Origin of the sequence: Amycolatopsis taiwanensis DSM 45107 (genome assembly GCF_000519205.1) — a bacterium.
In the GTDB taxonomy this organism is placed as follows: domain Bacteria; phylum Actinomycetota; class Actinomycetes; order Mycobacteriales; family Pseudonocardiaceae; genus Amycolatopsis_E; species Amycolatopsis_E taiwanensis.
Window position 1 is genome coordinate 19093 of record NZ_JAFB01000039.1, and the last position, 15369, is coordinate 34461.

Annotated in this window: 13 protein-coding genes; 7 read left to right on the forward strand and 6 right to left on the reverse strand. The window is 68.4% G+C overall.

All coding sequences use genetic code 11. The features are described from left to right. Positions 1–9: 9 nt before the first annotated feature. Positions 10–945: an ADP-ribosylglycohydrolase family protein gene (locus A3CU_RS0127835; protein ID WP_245617375.1), complete on the forward strand. Its 936-nt coding sequence runs from the start codon at positions 10–12 to the stop codon at positions 943–945. 781 nt (positions 946–1726) lie between these two features. Here A3CU_RS0127835 and A3CU_RS46950 read toward each other — a convergent pair. The 3 genes from A3CU_RS46950 to A3CU_RS0127860 are packed head-to-tail and all read right to left on the reverse strand — an operon-like array spanning position 1727 to position 5176. Next, the gene (locus A3CU_RS46950; protein WP_052372279.1) at positions 1727–3118 is read right to left on the reverse strand and encodes an MFS transporter; all 1392 of its coding nucleotides are present in this window, start codon (positions 3116–3118) and stop codon (positions 1727–1729) included. Positions 3119–3150: 32 nt separating this feature from the next. After that, on the reverse strand, positions 3151–3585 hold the full coding sequence (locus A3CU_RS0127855; protein WP_027945061.1) for a RidA family protein: 435 nt from the start codon (positions 3583–3585) through the stop codon (positions 3151–3153). After that, positions 3578–5176: a gamma-glutamyltransferase family protein gene (locus tag A3CU_RS0127860; protein WP_027945062.1), complete on the reverse strand. Its 1599-nt coding sequence runs from the start codon at positions 5174–5176 to the stop codon at positions 3578–3580. The genes A3CU_RS0127855 and A3CU_RS0127860 overlap by 8 nt, the downstream gene beginning before the upstream one ends. 210 nt (positions 5177–5386) lie before the next feature. Between A3CU_RS0127860 and A3CU_RS0127865 the strand changes: the two genes are divergently transcribed. From A3CU_RS0127865 to A3CU_RS46960, 6 genes are all read left to right on the forward strand, one after another. Further along, positions 5387–7036, forward strand: a complete 1650-nt coding sequence (locus A3CU_RS0127865) for a hypothetical protein (protein ID WP_027945063.1) — start codon at positions 5387–5389, stop codon at positions 7034–7036. 219 nt (positions 7037–7255) lie between these two features. Further along, positions 7256–7990 (forward strand): iron-containing redox enzyme family protein, encoded by a 735-nt coding sequence (locus A3CU_RS0127870; protein WP_052372281.1) that lies wholly within the window; start codon positions 7256–7258, stop codon positions 7988–7990. Between the two features lie 67 nt (positions 7991–8057). After that, positions 8058–8381 carry a Rieske (2Fe-2S) protein gene (locus A3CU_RS0127875; protein WP_027945065.1) on the forward strand — a complete coding sequence of 108 codons (324 nt, stop codon included), beginning with the start codon at positions 8058–8060 and terminating at the stop codon, positions 8379–8381. Between the two features lie 11 nt (positions 8382–8392). Next, positions 8393–9622, forward strand: coding sequence for an NAD(P)/FAD-dependent oxidoreductase (locus A3CU_RS0127880; protein WP_027945066.1), 1230 nt, complete (start codon positions 8393–8395; stop codon positions 9620–9622). 176 nt (positions 9623–9798) lie between these two features. Next, positions 9799–10182 (forward strand): Rieske (2Fe-2S) protein, encoded by a 384-nt coding sequence (locus A3CU_RS46955; protein WP_043842767.1) that lies wholly within the window; start codon positions 9799–9801, stop codon positions 10180–10182. Between the two features lie 16 nt (positions 10183–10198). Continuing rightward, on the forward strand, positions 10199–11254 hold the full coding sequence (locus A3CU_RS46960) for a TerC/Alx family metal homeostasis membrane protein (RefSeq protein WP_063628902.1): 1056 nt from the start codon (positions 10199–10201) through the stop codon (positions 11252–11254). A gap of 14 nt (positions 11255–11268) precedes the next feature. Here A3CU_RS46960 and A3CU_RS0127895 read toward each other — a convergent pair whose 3' ends face one another. The 3 genes from A3CU_RS0127895 to A3CU_RS0127905 are packed head-to-tail and all read right to left on the reverse strand — an operon-like array spanning position 11269 to position 15297. Then, entirely contained in the window at positions 11269–12699 is a 1431-nt protein-coding gene (locus tag A3CU_RS0127895) for an amino acid permease (protein WP_027945067.1), read from the reverse strand. 50 nt (positions 12700–12749) lie between these two features. Then, positions 12750–13982: an amidohydrolase family protein gene (locus A3CU_RS0127900; protein WP_027945068.1), complete on the reverse strand. Its 1233-nt coding sequence runs from the start codon at positions 13980–13982 to the stop codon at positions 12750–12752. 1 nt (position 13983) lies between these two features. Beyond that, the gene (locus tag A3CU_RS0127905; RefSeq protein WP_027945069.1) at positions 13984–15297 is read right to left on the reverse strand and encodes an MFS transporter; all 1314 of its coding nucleotides are present in this window, start codon (positions 15295–15297) and stop codon (positions 13984–13986) included. Positions 15298–15369: the final 72 nt, after the last annotated feature.

Here is a 15369-nt window from a genome sequence, read left to right on the forward strand (position 1 = left end):
ATGGATGAGTTGGCGCCTGATGGAGGCGAGGTAAGCCTCGCCTATGACTCGCTTGACGGACTTTCTGTCGGGGACGCGCTCGGTGCGCAGTTTTTCGTACCAGGTCGATCGTTTTCGGATTTCGCCGCCGGCTGGTTGCCGGAAAATCCGTGGGAGTGGACCGACGACACGGAAATGGCCTGCTCGGTGGTGACGGAGCTTCGTGATCACGGCAAAGTCGGCCAGGACAGGCTGGCGGCCGCCTTCGCCGACAGATGTGAGCCTTACCGTGGTTACGGTCCCGGAAGTGTCGTCATTCTGCATCAGATTCGCGATGGCGTCCCGTGGCGCAAAGCGGCCGCGTCGGCGTTCGGTGGCGAGGGGTCATGCGGAAACGGGGCCGCGATGCGCGTCGCGCCGCTGGGCGCTTATTACGCGGGTGATCTCGCCGTCGTCGCCGAGCAGGCAGTTCGTTCCGCCGAGGTCACCCACGCCCACCCGGAGGGGGTCGCTGGGGCGGTTGCCATCGCGCTCGGCGCATCGGTGGCCGGTACCGCACGTCTGGCCGGAACCCGGCCATCGCCACACGCCTTCCTCGATGCGGTCCTGGACAGTCTTGACCACAGCAGCGTCCGCCGTGGGATCGTGCGGGCACTGAGCCTGCTCGGCCGGTCGGTAGCGGAAGCCGCTTACGAATTGGGCAATGGCTCACGGGTGACCGCCCAGGACACGGTGCCGTTCGCCTTGTGGCTTGCGGCGACGCAGCTCGACAACTACCCCGCGGCGATCACGGGATGTGTCGAGGCCGGTGGTGACGTCGACACCATGGCGGCCATGGTCGGCGGTATCGTCGCGGCCTACACCGGGTCGGGCGTCGCCGACCGGCCTGGCGTGGCAGGAGTGCCACCGACGTGGATACGTTCGCGCGAACCACTACCGACCTGGACCCTCGGGTGTAGTCATTGAGTCGGCGGCTACCTATATAGCGAAGTCGACGACCAACTGCTGGACCGGGGACGTGCCTGCCTGAGCCAGGAACTCACGTGCCCGAACCAGGAACTCACGTGCCCAAACCAGGAACTCACGTGCCCAAACCAGGAACTCACGTGCCCAAACCGGGAACACGGGTGCCTGAGCCGGGAACACGGGTGCCTGAACCGGGGACACACCAAGTGCTGGCGTGTCCCCGGCTCGGGAGGGCGAGTTCTCAGTTCGGGAAGGCGAGTTCTCGGTTCGGGAGAGCGAGTTCCGGGTTCGGGAAGGCGAGTTCCGGGCTCGGGAAGGCGAGTTCTCGGTTCGGGAAGGCGAGTTCTCGGTTCGGGAGGGCGAGTTCTCGGTTCGGGAGGGCGAGTTCGCACCGGGCCGGTCCAGGGGTGGACGGCTCGCGACAATCAGGTTGGTACGGTAAGAAGAACGTGAGATACCTGCGACAACCATTCGCGTATGGCAGCGTGCGTGCCTTGGTGTGCAGGGCTCAGCAGGACGGGTCATCGGTGTCGTCGTGTAGAGCATCCTTTTTGGATTCGTCCGTTTTTCCGACGTTCGGTTCGAGGATGGTTCCTGGTCGGGTGGTGTGGGTGCGTCCGGTCGGAGTTGTCACTGCCAGTTCGCCCGTCGCCTCGTCCAGGTGGAAGTCCCGTCCTTCGCTCACAAAGACCAACCACTCGCTTCCCTCTACCGCCCCCGGAATTCTCGATAACCTCAGCGCGGTATCGTCCACGGGGGACGCCGGGAACGGCTACTACGCTCAGCGGGGTACGCGGCCGGCGAAGGTGACCAGCAGCGCTAGCAGGGCGGTGCCGCCACAGACCCCGGCCATGGTCGCGAACGAGCCGGCACCGTCCGGGGAGTCGCCGAGGATGATCGCGACGATCGCGCCGCCCATCGCGGCGCCGACGAAGCGGAGCATGTTGAAGACGCCGAGGCCGGTGCCCGACCCGGCGTCCTGCGCCGAGCGGCTGGCTCCGGCGGCCGCCGGGGTCTGGGTCAGGGCCATTCCCGCGCCGATGCACGTGGCCACCGCAACGATTGTCCACATCGGACCCGCACCGGAGCCACCCACCGCGAGGACGACCGCCAGGACGGCCTCGGCCAGGCCCAGACAGATCAGGCCGATTCGCAGCGCTTGGCGCGGACTCCAGCGCTCGGTGAGCAAGCCCGCTACCGGGGCGAGCAGCGTCATCGCCAGTGGCAGTGCGACGACGAGTAACCCGGCCGCCCGGGAACTGAAGCCCCAATGCGCCGTGACATACAACGGGATCGTGAGCAGGGTGGCCGTGAGGCAGAACATCTGACACAACGCGGCCACGGCGGAGCGGACGAAACGTGGTTCGGCCAGCAGCTTCGGCGGCACGAACGGTTCCGCCCGGCGCCGCTCGATCACCACGAACGCGCCGAGTACCGCGGCCGCGAGCCCGATTCCACCCCACGCGAGCAGCGAGCCCGGGCCGGCGGCGCCCAAGACCGACGCGCTGACCAGCACGAGTGTCACACCGAGGGCCAGCGAGCATGCTCCGGGCAGGTCCAGCGGGACCGCTCGCGGCGCGGTCTGCGGTATCCAGCGCCAGCCTCCCGCGAAGGCCGACACCGCGAAGGGCACGATCGCGATGAACACCGCTCGCCAGCCGAAGGCGTCGGTGAGGATCCCGCCCACGGTGGGGCCCGCGGCCTGGCCCGCCCCGTTGGCGGCGGCCCACCACGACACCGCCCGCCCCCGCCGCTCCGGCCCGACCGCCGTGGTGATCAACGCGAGCACGGTCGGCAGCACGAGTGCGCCGGAAAACCCTTGCACCAAGCGGAATATGACGAGCAGCGGCAGCGTCGGTGCGGTGGCCGCGCCCAGGGCGCCGATCGTCACGCCGACCATGGACGCCAGGAACACCCGCCGCCGGCCGAGCCGGTCGCCGAGCCACCCCGCGAAGGGCAGCCCGACGGCACAGGTCAGGTTGAACGCGACGACGATCAGCGTCCCGCTGGTCAGCGGCGCGCCCAGGTCGGCGGTGATCACCGCCAGCGGCACGTTGACCAGAGTGTTCGCGATGGTACTGGCGAAGGTGCCGACCATCAGCGCCGCGGCGAGCAATCCGAGTGGACCGCCCGTCCCGGAACGTACGGACCGTTCTCGTAGTGCTCCGGTCATGCGCCGGCCTCTCCCCACGCTCCGCCGTCGCTTCAGCGCACGGCCACGATCAGGTCCACCTCGACCGGGGCGCCCCCGGGCAGCGCGCGCACCCCGACCGCCGCTCGGACGGGCAGGGCGTGCTCGCCCAGCCGGGCGGCGAGTACCGCCGAGGCCCCGTCGGCGACGGCGGACAACTCGGTGAACTCGGGCGTGCAGCAGATGTAGACCGTCATCCGGACGCAGCGCTCGATGAGGTCCAGGCCGCCTGCCGCCTCGCTCACCGCCACCAATGCGTTGCCGGCAGCCAGCCCGGCAGCCCAGGACGCCGTGGCGAGGTCAAGATCCTGCCCCACCCGCCCGGTCACGACGAGCTTTCCCGCGCGGCGCGGCGTCATGCCGGCGCTGTAGGCCAGACCACCGGCGAGCACGGCGGTCCGGTACCGGCCTTGCGGGACAGGCGGCGGTGCGGATGCCTGTTCAGACACCGAGCGCCACCCCTTCCTGACGTGAGTCGGACCCGCCCGCGAAGCAGCCGTGCTCATGGTCGACCGAGATGACCTGCGAGCTCCCGCCCGCGCCCCAGTCGCCGACCGGCACCACGTGGTGTCCGAGCCGGCGCAGCCCGTCCAAAACGTCCGGCCCCAGCCGATCCTCGACGCGCAGTTCGGCGGGAGATCCGAGATCCCCGGCGTCGCTGCCGGGGAACACGGTGAACCGGGGCGCGTCGACCGCGGCCTGCGGTCCGGCGCCGTGGTCGAGCAGATGGGACACCAGTTGGGTGTTCCACTGCACCTGGCCGTCCCCGCCGGGAGTGTTGCCGACGTGCCGGAGCCGGCCTTCGTCATCGGTGACGAGCCAGGCGTTGAGGGTGTGCACGGGTTTGCGCCGCGGCTTGACCTCGTTGGGGTGACCGGGCACCAGGTAGGCGCCGCGGCCGAGCCGGTTGTTCAGCACGATCCCGGTGCCGGGGATCGTGATCCCCGCGCCGAAGGTGAAAGCAAGCGACTGGATCAGGCTCACCGCGCGGCCCTCGCCGTCGACGGCCACCATCGAAGTGGTGTCGCCGGACGGGTTCGCTCCGGCGGGTCCCGGCAGGTCGCCGGAGGCGATGCGGGCGCGGGCGGCTTCGACCGCGGCGGGCTCACCGCCAAGCCGCCAGCCGTCGGAGTCGCTTCCCGCCCGGGCGTAGCGGTCGGCGAAGGCGATCCGGGCGGCGCCGGCGAGCCAGTGCACCTCTTCGGCCGAAAGCGGGGCGTCGCCGAGTTCGCCGTCGCACACCGAGAGCTGGTCGAGGACCATCCAGCCCGGTGTCGGCATCGGGGTCTGGTACACCCAGTGACCGCCGTAGCGGCGGCGCAGGGCGGACTCGGGCAGCACGGTGGCGGCCGCGGCCCATTCGTCACCGGAAAAGGGCGCGTCAAGCCCGTTGAGGTGTTCGACGGCTCGTTCGGCCAGCTCACCGGTGTAGAGCGCGGCCGGGTCGTCGGCCAACCGTTTGATGGACGAAGCCAGCGCGAGCTGTGGTAGCCGGGTGCCGACCGCCGGGACTCCCCCACCGGGCAGCAGTGCCGCGGCGGTGTCCGGATCCGCGGCGAGGCGGGAGGTGTGCTCCCGGATGTCGCCCGCGGTCCGCGCGGTGCATGGCAGGCCGCGCTGCGCCAGCGTCACGGCCGGCGCCCACAAGTCGGTCAGCGACTGCGTCGCGCCAGCGCGGTGAAGCGCTTCCAGCGCCGCGATCGCTCCCGGCACGGTGACGGAAAGGGCGCCGTACCGAGGGATGCTACGCATGCCCGCATAACGTTCCGGCGTGCCGCCATCGGGGCCGAAACCGCTGCCGCAAAAGGCTTGTACGGTGCCGTCCGGCTGGTGAACCAGTGCGAACGCATCGCCTCCGATGCCACACTGCCCGGGTAGCGCCAGCCACGCCACCGCGGCCATGGCCAGCGCGGCGTCGACGGCCGTGCCGCCACGTTCGAGCACATTCGCGCCGGCGCGGCTGATCGCGGGGTGGCTGGCCGCGACCATGCCGTCGCTGCCGAGGCTGGCGGGTCTGAGCGCGTCGGGAAACCTGGTCATCTGCGCACCCTGGCACGAAACGCACGATGCTGGTTAGGTACGGATTGCACACCGCCTCGGGCCGGGATCTGTGCATTCTGCTGCTCCGGCAAACTGCACAATCCCGCACCCGGCGGATGTGCATGGTTGTCATGGCGGCACCCGCGCCGGTATTGCACGGTGACCCGCACCACCACAACCACCGCCAAGGTCGGCGGGAAGGAGGCCGCCGTGGCACTGACTGCCGCGCACTGGGTCTACCTGGCGGGGGTGCTCCTCATCATCGGAGTCACCATCGCCCGCAAGAATGTCCTCGTCCCTGCCTTGCTCGCAACCGCCGTGACCGCCTGGGTCATGACCGGAAGTCCGATCCGGGGCATTCAAGCGATCTTCGACGCCAGCCTGACCGCGGCGTCCGAGCTGTTCAACATCTTCCTGATCATCGCCATGGTCACCGCGCTGCTCGGCGCCCTGCGGGCGATGAAGGCCGATCAGCGCATGGTCACCCCGTTCCAGAAGGTCATGCGGGGCGGCTGGTCCGCCTATGCCGTGCTGGCCGTGGTCACCTACGGCATCAGCCTGTTCTTCTGGCCGACACCCGCGGTGCCGCTGATCGGGGCGATCCTCGTCCCGGCCGCGATCCGGGCCGGGCTGCCCGCGATGGGGGCCGCCATGGCGATTGCCGTTGCGGGCCAAGGAATGGCGTTGTCCAGCGACTACGTCATGCAGGTCGCGCCCGGGTTGTCCGCCACCGCCGCTGGAGCGAAGGCGTCCACGGTGGCCGACATCGCGCTCGTCCTCTCGTTGATCACCGGCGTCACCGCGCTCGTCATCACCGCGCTCATGATGCGTCGCCACATGAAACAACCGTCCGCCGAGAACTTGGAGCGGTGGGAGGCAGGCGTGGTGACCGACTTAACTCCGGCACGGCGGCTACTGCGCCGTATCAGGTCCACCGCCCAGCAGCCGACCGCCGAGCCGATCTCCGTCGAGGAGGTCGCCGAGGTGGTCGAGGAGGAGAAGGTCCCGGTAGGCGCCACGGCCGGACCGCCCGGCAACGATCTGCCCAGGGCTCCCCGCGGTGGCGGGGGCGGGCACGCCGGAAGCGACGATCCGCCGTCCTCCCCCGGAACCTCGGAAGCACCGGAAACGGAGACCGACGACCCCCGGGTCGCCCGGTTGTCGAAGATCTTCTCCGCCGGGGTGCCGTTGGTGTTCGTGCTGATGATCGCCTACCTGGTGCTCGGAAAATTCGACCTGGTTCCCTCGCTCGAGGGCGGCGACGCCGCGGCGCTGGTCGGCGGCCTCGCGGCCATCCTCGTGATCATCGCCGTGGTCGCGCTCGAAGGCCCGAAGAAGGCCCTGACCTCGGTGGGCGGGCATGTCACCGACGGCCTGGTCTTCGCGTTCCGCGCGATGGGCGTGGTGCTCCCGATCGCGGGATTCTTCTTCCTCGGTAACGCCGACTTCGCCGGCAAGATCCTCGGCTACGAGGACACCGACAAGGCGCCTGGTCTCCTCGTCGACCTGGTCACGGCCGCCGCGCGGTACATCCCGCACAGCGGGGTGATCGTGTGCTTCGGTGTGCTCATCATCGGCATGGCGTGCGGGCTGGAGGGCTCGGGCTTTTCCGGGCTGCCGCTGACCGGCTCGCTGGCCGGGGCACTGGGGCCGACCGTCGGCGTCGACCCGGCGACCCTGGCCGCGGTCGGGCAGATGGGGTCGGTGTGGGCGGGCGGCGGCGTGCTCGTCGCCTGGTCGTCCTTGCTCGTGGTGGCCGGGGTGACGCGCGTCCCCGTGATCGACCTGGCACGCAAGGCTTTTCTCCCCGTGATCGCCGGCCTGGTCCTGTCCACGCTCTTCGCGGCGCTCGTCCTGTAGGCCGCTCCAGTCACATCACGGCTCCGGTGCCCTGTGCACCGGAGCCGTTTTGCGTACTGCGGAGTCTGTACGAAACGCTGCAAGAAGTCGACGTTTCCTGTGCTTTTTGACCACGATTTGCCGATCCCTCCCTGACTAGCGTTCTGCATATCGGGTTCGGCCACCACACACCGGCCACCCGCTTCCGCCACTCTCATCGACTCCCGAGGAGGGTTCGCCATGACCCTGACAGTTGACAACTCCGCGGGCACGCAGGGCCTGCTGTCCCGAGACGACTTCCGCGCGGCACTCGAGGACGCCATCAAGGGACGCGAGGCCAAGAACGCCTCGTTCAGCAAGGCCTGGGCCGACGGCGAGCTCACCCGCGAGCACTTCGCTCGCTGGGCCGAGAACCACTACCACTACGTCGGCCCGTTCGCGGACTACCTCGGCTACATCTACGGCAACACCCCGGACAAGTACACCAATGCCAAGGACTTCCTGCTCCAGAACATGTACGAGGAGGAACTCGCCGACATCCGGCACACCGATCTCCTCATCAAGTTCGCCGAGTCGTGCGGCACCACCCGGGAACGCATCGAGAACCCGGAGAACATGAACGCGGTCACCCGTGGCCTGCAGGCATGGTGCTACGCGGTCGCGATGCGCGAGCACTTCGTGGTCGCCACCGCGGCGCTGGTCGTCGGCCTGGAGTCGCAGGTTCCGAGCATCTACAAGAAGCAGATCGTTCCGCTGCGCGAAAAGTACGGGTTCACCGAGGACGAGATCGAGTTCTTCGACCTGCACATCACCTCCGACGAGGTGCACGGCGAGCGCGGCTACCAGATCGTGCTCGACCACGCCGACACGCCGGAACTCCAGCAGCGCTGCCTGCAGCTGGTCCGCTGGGGTGCGGAGATGCGCTTCTCCTACACGAAGGCGCTCTACGACACCTACGTCGCGCCCTCGCGGTGAGACTCCGTCCGACTCTGTCGCGGGGGTGGGTGTCCGCACCCCCGCGGCCTGGCCTGGAGGTCCTTCCGTGAGCGACACGCAGACCTGGACGGCCACGGTCCCGCTCGCTGATCTGAAGCGCCGCAAGAAGACCCGAGTCGAGCTGGGCGACCGTGCGGTGGCCCTGTTCCTGGTCGGCGACCGGGTCTTCGCGCTCGACGACGTCTGCGTCCACAAGGGACGCTCGTTGTCGCGCGGAACGCTCTGGCAGGGCAAGGTCATCTGCCCCGGCCATCAGTGGCAGTTCGATCCGGAGACCGGCGAGGCCGACGACCAGGACGATTGCCAGCCAGTCCATGACGTGCGGGTGGTCGACGGCATCGTGTACGTCGCCGAGAACCCCCGCAGCTAGAGGAGACCCCCATGTCCCAACTGCCTCGCAGTTTCGTCGCCGTCGGGGGCGGCCAGGCCACCGCGACCGCCGTGCGCCTGCTGCGCCGTCGCGGCTTCGACGGCCCCGTGACGGTGCTCGCCGGCGAGAGGCACGCTCCCTACCAGCGGCCCCCGCTGTCGAAGGAATTCCTGCGCGGGGAAAGCACCATCGAGGAAGCCACGTTGCTCGACGAAGCCTGGTGCATCGCCAACGAGGTCGACCTTCGCCTCGGCACCCGTGCCGAATCCGTCGAGCCGGGCAAGGTCCGGCTGGAGGACGGGTCGGTCGTGCCAGGCGACGCCATCCTGCTCGCCACCGGCGCGCGTTCCCGCCGCCTGCCCGGCGTCGAAGGCGACCGGGTGCTCTACCTTCGCACGCTCGACGACGCCATCCGGCTGCGTGACCTGCTCTCGTCCGCGGAGCGGATCGCCATCGTCGGCGGCGGCTTGATCGGCTCGGAGGTGGCTTCCTCGGCTCGCGACGCCGGCGTCGCCGTGACCGTCCTGGAAGCCGGAACGCTGCCGATGCTCACGCAACTGGGCCCGCGGATGGCCCGCTTCTACGCGGACCTCCATCGCGAGTTCGGCGTGGACTTCCGCTGCGGTCAGGAGATCGGCGCGGTCGACAGCACCGCGGACGGGGTCGTGGTACGCACCGCCGACGGTGCGGTGGAAGCGGACCTGGTGGTGGTCGCGGTGGGTGCGGCCCCCAACGACGAGATCGCCGAGAAATCCGGGCTCGCCGTCGATCCGGTGCGCGGCGGAATCGTCGTCGACGACGCCTGTCGCACCGCGATGCCCGGCGTTTTCGCCGCCGGTGACGTCGCGGCGCGCGCGGTCGGCGAAGGATTCGTACGGGTCGAGCACTTCGACAACGCCGTCCGGCAGGGCACCGCGGTCGCGAAGACGCTCATCGGCAAGCCGGCCGGTGCGGTGGACGACACGCCGTGGTTCTGGTCCGATCAGTACGAACTGGGCATGCAGTTCCTCTGCCGTCCGCACCCGGACGCCGACCTCGTCGTCCGGGGCAGCGTCCCCGAGCGTGACTTCACCGCCTTCTACACGACTGACGGGGTGGTCCACGCGGCCTTCGCCATGGGCCGTGGTGGCGAGATTCCCGCCGTGAAGCAGCTCATCACGATGGGGCTACCGGTGTCCGCCGAGGCACTGGCCGACGACGACACCGACCTGTTCGAGCTTCTCGACACGATCATCGCTTGACGGCCTGTTCTCGAACTGCCGGGGCCCCTTGTCAAGGTGAGTCCTCGACCCGCCATCCGGAGGTAGCCGATCTTGGGGGCAGGGCTCCGACCAGGAAGACGTGAGCAACGCACTCAGGAGAGCCCTGTCCACAAGATCGGGTGGGCGGGTCCTCGAAAAACACAGAGGAGAAAGCCGTGGAATTCCACAAGATCGCCCGTTCCGGACAGATACCCGAAGGGGTCGTCCGCCGTTTCTTCGCCGGAGAGGTCGAGGTCGCGGTCTCCCGCTCCGACGGGGAAGTCCACGCGATGTCGAACTACTGCACCCACCTCGACTGCCTGCTCTCCAGCGGCCGGGTGACCGACGAGGGCCTGCTCTGTTCATGCCACGGCAGCGTGTTCGACTACGACAGCGGCGAGCCACTCCACCCGCCGGCCACGCGTCCGATCACCGTGTTTCCGGTGAAGGAGGAAGACGGGCACGTGTACGTCGGAATCAGCGAGGAACTGGCCGAAGCCGCGATGCGCCGCCGGGCCAGCGGGTCGCGCCGACTGAGCCCGCCGTCCGCGACATCGTGACGCTTGGAGACTCCCCGTGTCCGTACCCGCTTGGGTCTGGGCGGTCACGACCGCCGGTTTGCTGCTCCTGGTGCTGGCCGATCTGGTGCTCGGGACTCGCCGCCGCCATGCGGTGACCGTCGTCGAGGCCAGTTGCTGGCTGGGGCTTTACGTGGGTCTGGCCGTGCTGTTCGGCCTGGGAATCTGGTTGTTCGCGGGCGGTACGTATGCCGGTGAGTTCTTCGGCGGTTACATCACCGAATACTCGCTCTCGGTCGACAACCTGTTCGTCTTCGTGATCATCATGACTTCGTTCAAGGTCCCGGCGATCCACCAGCACCGGGCGCTGCTGATCGGCATCGTGGTCGCCCTCGTCCTGCGCGCCGCGTTCATCACGGCCGGGATCGTCGCGATCAACGCGCTGAGCTGGTTCTTCTATCTCTTCGCCGCGTTCCTGATCTACACCGCGATCAACGTGGTCCGGCAGGGCGTGGGAAACACGGAAGAGGAGTGGACCGAACCAAGGGCAGTCGGCCTGGTGCGCCGGCTGTACCCGACGACGGAACGGTTCTACGGCTCGAAGATGACCGTGCGGATCAACGGCAAGCGCTGGTTCACCCCCATGCTGATCGTGACGCTCGCGATCGGGCTCACCGACCTGCTCTTCGCGCTCGACTCGATCCCCGCGATCTTCGGCATCACCCAGCACGCGTTTTTGGTCTTCACCTCGAACGCGTTCGCACTGATGGCGCTGCGCCAGCTGTACTTCCTGCTCAGCAAACTGCTGAAGAAGCTGGTCTACTTGTCCTACGGGCTCTCCGCCGTCCTTGCCTTCATCGGCGTGAAGCTGTTCTTGCATGCCTTGCACGAGAACGAACTTCCGATACTCAACGACGGCAAGCCCATCCCCGTCCCCGAGATCGGCGTCTCGATTGCACTGCCGGTCATCGTGGGCATTCTCGCGATCACCACCATCGCCAGCCTGATCGCGGTACGGCGCAACCCGGCGCTTGCCGCAGCAGCGGCGGAAGACGAGGACACCGCTGCTGGGCACGCCGACCGAGTGGCGTCAGAACCGACCTTCGGGAAATGACGCCCGATTCCGGGTCATCCGGTTACGTTTTCATCGGGTGGGGACGCCAGCCGGGAGTGGCGGCGCGAGTATCCGAAGTAGACGACCAGGCCGATCGCGAACCAGATCGCGAAGCGCAGCCAGGTCTCGGGGTGGAGGAACGTGATCAGCCAGAGCGAGAACACCACGCCGATCGCGGGCACGACCGGGACAGCCGGGCAACGGAAGCCCCGTGGCAGGTCGGGTCGCCGGTAGCGCAGCACGATCACCGCCACACATACCACCACGAACGCCAGCAGGATGCCGATGTTGGTCAGTTCGGCGGCGGCGCCGATCGGCAGCAGGCCCGCGATCACCGCGGCGGCCCCGCCGAGGACCCAGGTCATCCGGGTGGGCACCCTACGGGTCGGGTGCGTGCCGGAGAACCACTTCGGCAACAGCCCGTCGCGGCTCATCGAGTAACCGACGCGGGTCGCGCCGAGCAGGAACGTGAACAGCACGGTCAGGATGCCCAGGATCGCGCCGACCGCGATCACCGCACCGAGCGCGTTCAGCCCGACCGAGGCGAACGCACTGGAGAAGGCGCTTTCCTTGTCGATGTCGCGGTAGTTCACCATCCCGGTTAGCACCAGACAGGCCAGCACGTAGAGCACCATGGAGATGCCCAGCGAGTACAGGATCGCCTTGGGCATGTGCTTGCGCGACTCCGTCGACTCCTCGGCCGCGGTAGACATCGCGTCGTAGCCGAACACGGCGAAGAACACGGTCGCGGCACCGGTGAACGCGCCGCTGATCCCGAACGGGAAGAAGTTCGACCAGTTGCCCGCCTTGATATGGAACGCGCCGACCGCTACCACCAGCAGCACCAGCGCGATCTTCAAGTACACCAGGAACGTCTCGAACCGGGCCGCCGAGCGCATGCCCTGGTTGAGCACGAACGCGATGAGCAGGCACAACAGCACCGCGAACAGGTTCACCTTGTACGACCCGGGCGCCACCCCGGCCGGCTCGGTGCCCGGCGCACCGGACATCCACGCGGGCAACTGAACGTGCATGAACGACAGCAGACTGTTGAAGTAGCCGGAAATACCGATGGCCACGACCGACACGATCGCGGTGTACTCGAGCAACAGGTCCCACCCGATGAACCAGCCCACCAACTCGCCGAGTACCGCGTAGCCGTAGGTGTAGGCCGAACCCGCCCGCGGGATGAGCCCCGCGAACTCGGCGTAGGAGAACGCGGCCGCGGCGCTCGCGATCCCCGCGATGAGGAAGGAGATCAGTACGGCCGGGCCGGCGGTCTCGTTGGCCACCGCGCCCGCCAGCGAGAAGATCCCCGCGCCGATGATGCCACCGATGCCGATCGCGGTGAGCTGCCACAGCCCCAGCGTCCGCCGCAGGCCACCGCCGTCCTCGGACTCGATGAGATCGATGGGCTTGCGGCGGAACACCCCGGTTTGAGTCATGATCACGCCCCAATCGTGTGCGGCAACGATTCAGGCACCGTAACTCAAAATCAACTCCGCGTGAACGGCCGAGCGGCGGCTCTGGAGGTGACGCGCCTCCCGGCGCGGTAGGTCGCCCGAACGGCGCGGGTGGCCGCGATGTCCTCGGTGGGATCACCATCGAAGACCGCCAGGTCGGCGAGCCGGCCCGGCCGCACGAAGCCGATTTCGCCGGCCAGCCGGAGGTAACCGGCATTGCCGCTGGTGGCCATCCGCAGGATCTCGATCGGCCGGTAACCGGCGAGAACCAGCAGGCTCAGCTCGGTGGCGAAGTCGCCGAAGGCGGTGTGCTTCCACCCGGCGTCCGAGGACGGGGCGATACGCCCGCCCATGGTCCGCACTCGGCTCGCGTTGTCGATGTAGTAGCCGGTCCGTTCGCGCTGCTCGTCGAGTTCGTCGCCGGGTACGTCCCCGGCCTCCGCCAGCTCGACATAGTGGAAGTTGCAGCCCAGGGTCGAACCGAACGTCGTGCCCCGGGCAATGGCCAGTTCGGCGAGGCTCTCGTCGAACACGCTGGCGCCGTCCGGGGTGAGGAACGCCATGTGCTCGATCCCGTCGCTGCCGGCGAGCACAGCGCGCCTGATCGCTTCGCTCGACAACGCATGCGTGGTGGCGAGCAGGCCATGCTCGTGCGCGACCGACACCGCCGCCGCGATTTGGTCCTGGGTAAGCGTTTCCTGGTGCGGAACGGTGCCCTTGGTGCCGCCACCGGTCGCGACGATCTTGACCCCGCCGGCGCCGAGTTCGATGTTGCCCCGCGCGATCGCGGCGGCTTCGGCGGCATCGTGCGCACCGCCGCCGAAGGGGTGCATGTGCCCCCGCACCCCGGTGACCGGCCTGCCGTAGCGAATGACCCTTGGCAGGTCACCCGCGTGGGCCGGCGACCAGCCCAGGAAATCCGCGTGCGACCCCAGGTCGCGCACCGTCGTCACCCCGGCGGCGAGGTGCTTGCGGAGGTTGTCCGCGGCCACGGCGAACCGGGCCGTGGCATCGCGGTTCGCCGCGGGTTCGTACGTGGTGCCGTCGCCGGGCAGGGTCAGGTGGACGTGTGCATCGATGAGTCCGGGCGTGAGTGTCGCGTTTGGATAGTGGTCCACCACGACGCCGGGCCACCGGGGCAGCAGTGCCTCCGCGGGCCCGGCTGCCGCGATCCGCTCGCCCTCGAGCGCCACGACCACGCCGTCGGTGACCAGTGTCTCGCCATCGAAGACCTGCGCAACCTGGATCAGCCGGTCAACGGGCATGTCAGTCCTCCTTGAGCGGAGTGTGGGCGGTCTCCGGAATCCTGAGCACCGCCAACGCCGTCACCGCGGCGGTCAGGACCAGGTAGTAGGCGGGCATCGACCCGTTACCCGTCACCGAGATCAGGTAGGTCATCAGGAACGGCGCCGAGCCGCCGAAGACCGCGGTCGAGATGTTGTAACCCAGTGCGAAGGCGGTATAACGCAAGCGAGTCGGGAACAGCTCAACGAGTACGATGTGGATCACGCCGGTGTGTCCGGCGAAGAGGATCGACATCAGCACACCGCCGACTACGGCCAACCAGACCGAGCCCTTGGTGAGCATCCAGTAGCACGGGTAGCCGAGGACGACGAGGGAGAGCGCGGATCCGGCGATGGTGCGCTTGCGGCCGATCCGGTCGGACAGGCGGCCGGCCAACGGGATCGCGATGATGATCGCGACCAGGCTGCACACGGTGATCAGCAGCCCCTGCACCACGGAGAAATGCAGCGTCTTGTTCAGATACGTGGGCATGTAGGTGAACAGGACGTAGTAGCCCGTGCCGTTGAGCACCGGGATCAGGATGGCCAGCACCACGGCCTTGCGTTGTCTGGCCGAGGCGAGTGCCTCCTTCAAGGGGTTGCGAGCCGGCCCGGAATCCTTGCGCAGTTGCTGGAATTTGGGCGTCTCGTCGAGCTTGCTGCGGATGTAGAACCCGATCACGGCCATCGGCACGGCGAGCAGGAACGGGACCCGCCAGCCCCACGCCGTCATCGCCTCCTGGCCGAGGGTCTCGGTGAGCGCGGTCGTGACGACGGCGCCGAGCAGGAGCGAGACGTAGGAGCCGAGCTGTGCGAAGGAGACCAGCACGCCACGGCGGCCCTCGGGCGAGTACTCCGCGACGAACGACATCGCGCCCGCGGTCTCGCCGCCCGCCGAGAAGCCCTGCGCAAGCCGCAACAGCAACAGCAGCAGCGGCGCCGCCAGGCCTATTGCCGAATAGGTCGGCAGCAGGCCGATTGCCACCGTCGAGCCGCTGATCAGCATCAGCACGATGACCAGCGTGCGCTGCCTGCCGATCCGGTCGCCGAGGTAGCCGCAAAGGACGCCGCCGAGCGGGCGCACGAAGAACGTGAGACCGAAGATGCTGAAGGTCAGCAGCAGCGCGGCGGTCCCGTCCTGCTGGGGGAAGAAGACCGCCGCGATGGTGCTGGCCATGAAGCCGTAAACGGCGTAGTCGTAGAACTCGACGAAGACGCCGACGGAACCGGCGATGGTGACCCGGCGCAGCGTCCTGCGATCTACTGTGGACTGTCCGGTGTCCGGAACTGTCTCCATCTCACGTCCTCTCTGACGGGGTGGCAGTCCTCGTATGGTTGTCGGGGAACGTCCGCTCGGCCCGGACCTACC

Coding starts and splice junctions, on each gene's coding strand:
- A3CU_RS0127900 (WP_027945068.1), bottom strand. CDS start 13,982: ATGCCCGTTGACCGGCTGATCCAGGTTGCGCAGGTCTTCGATGGCGAG.
- A3CU_RS0127880 (WP_027945066.1), top strand. CDS start 8,393: ATGTCCCAACTGCCTCGCAGTTTCGTCGCCGTCGGGGGCGGCCAGGCC.
- A3CU_RS0127905 (WP_027945069.1), bottom strand. CDS start 15,297: ATGGAGACAGTTCCGGACACCGGACAGTCCACAGTAGATCGCAGGACG.
- A3CU_RS46950 (WP_052372279.1), bottom strand. CDS start 3,118: ATGACCGGAGCACTACGAGAACGGTCCGTACGTTCCGGGACGGGCGGT.
- A3CU_RS0127870 (WP_052372281.1), top strand. CDS start 7,256: ATGACCCTGACAGTTGACAACTCCGCGGGCACGCAGGGCCTGCTGTCC.
- A3CU_RS0127895 (WP_027945067.1), bottom strand. CDS start 12,699: ATGACTCAAACCGGGGTGTTCCGCCGCAAGCCCATCGATCTCATCGAG.
- A3CU_RS0127860 (WP_027945062.1), bottom strand. CDS start 5,176: ATGACCAGGTTTCCCGACGCGCTCAGACCCGCCAGCCTCGGCAGCGAC.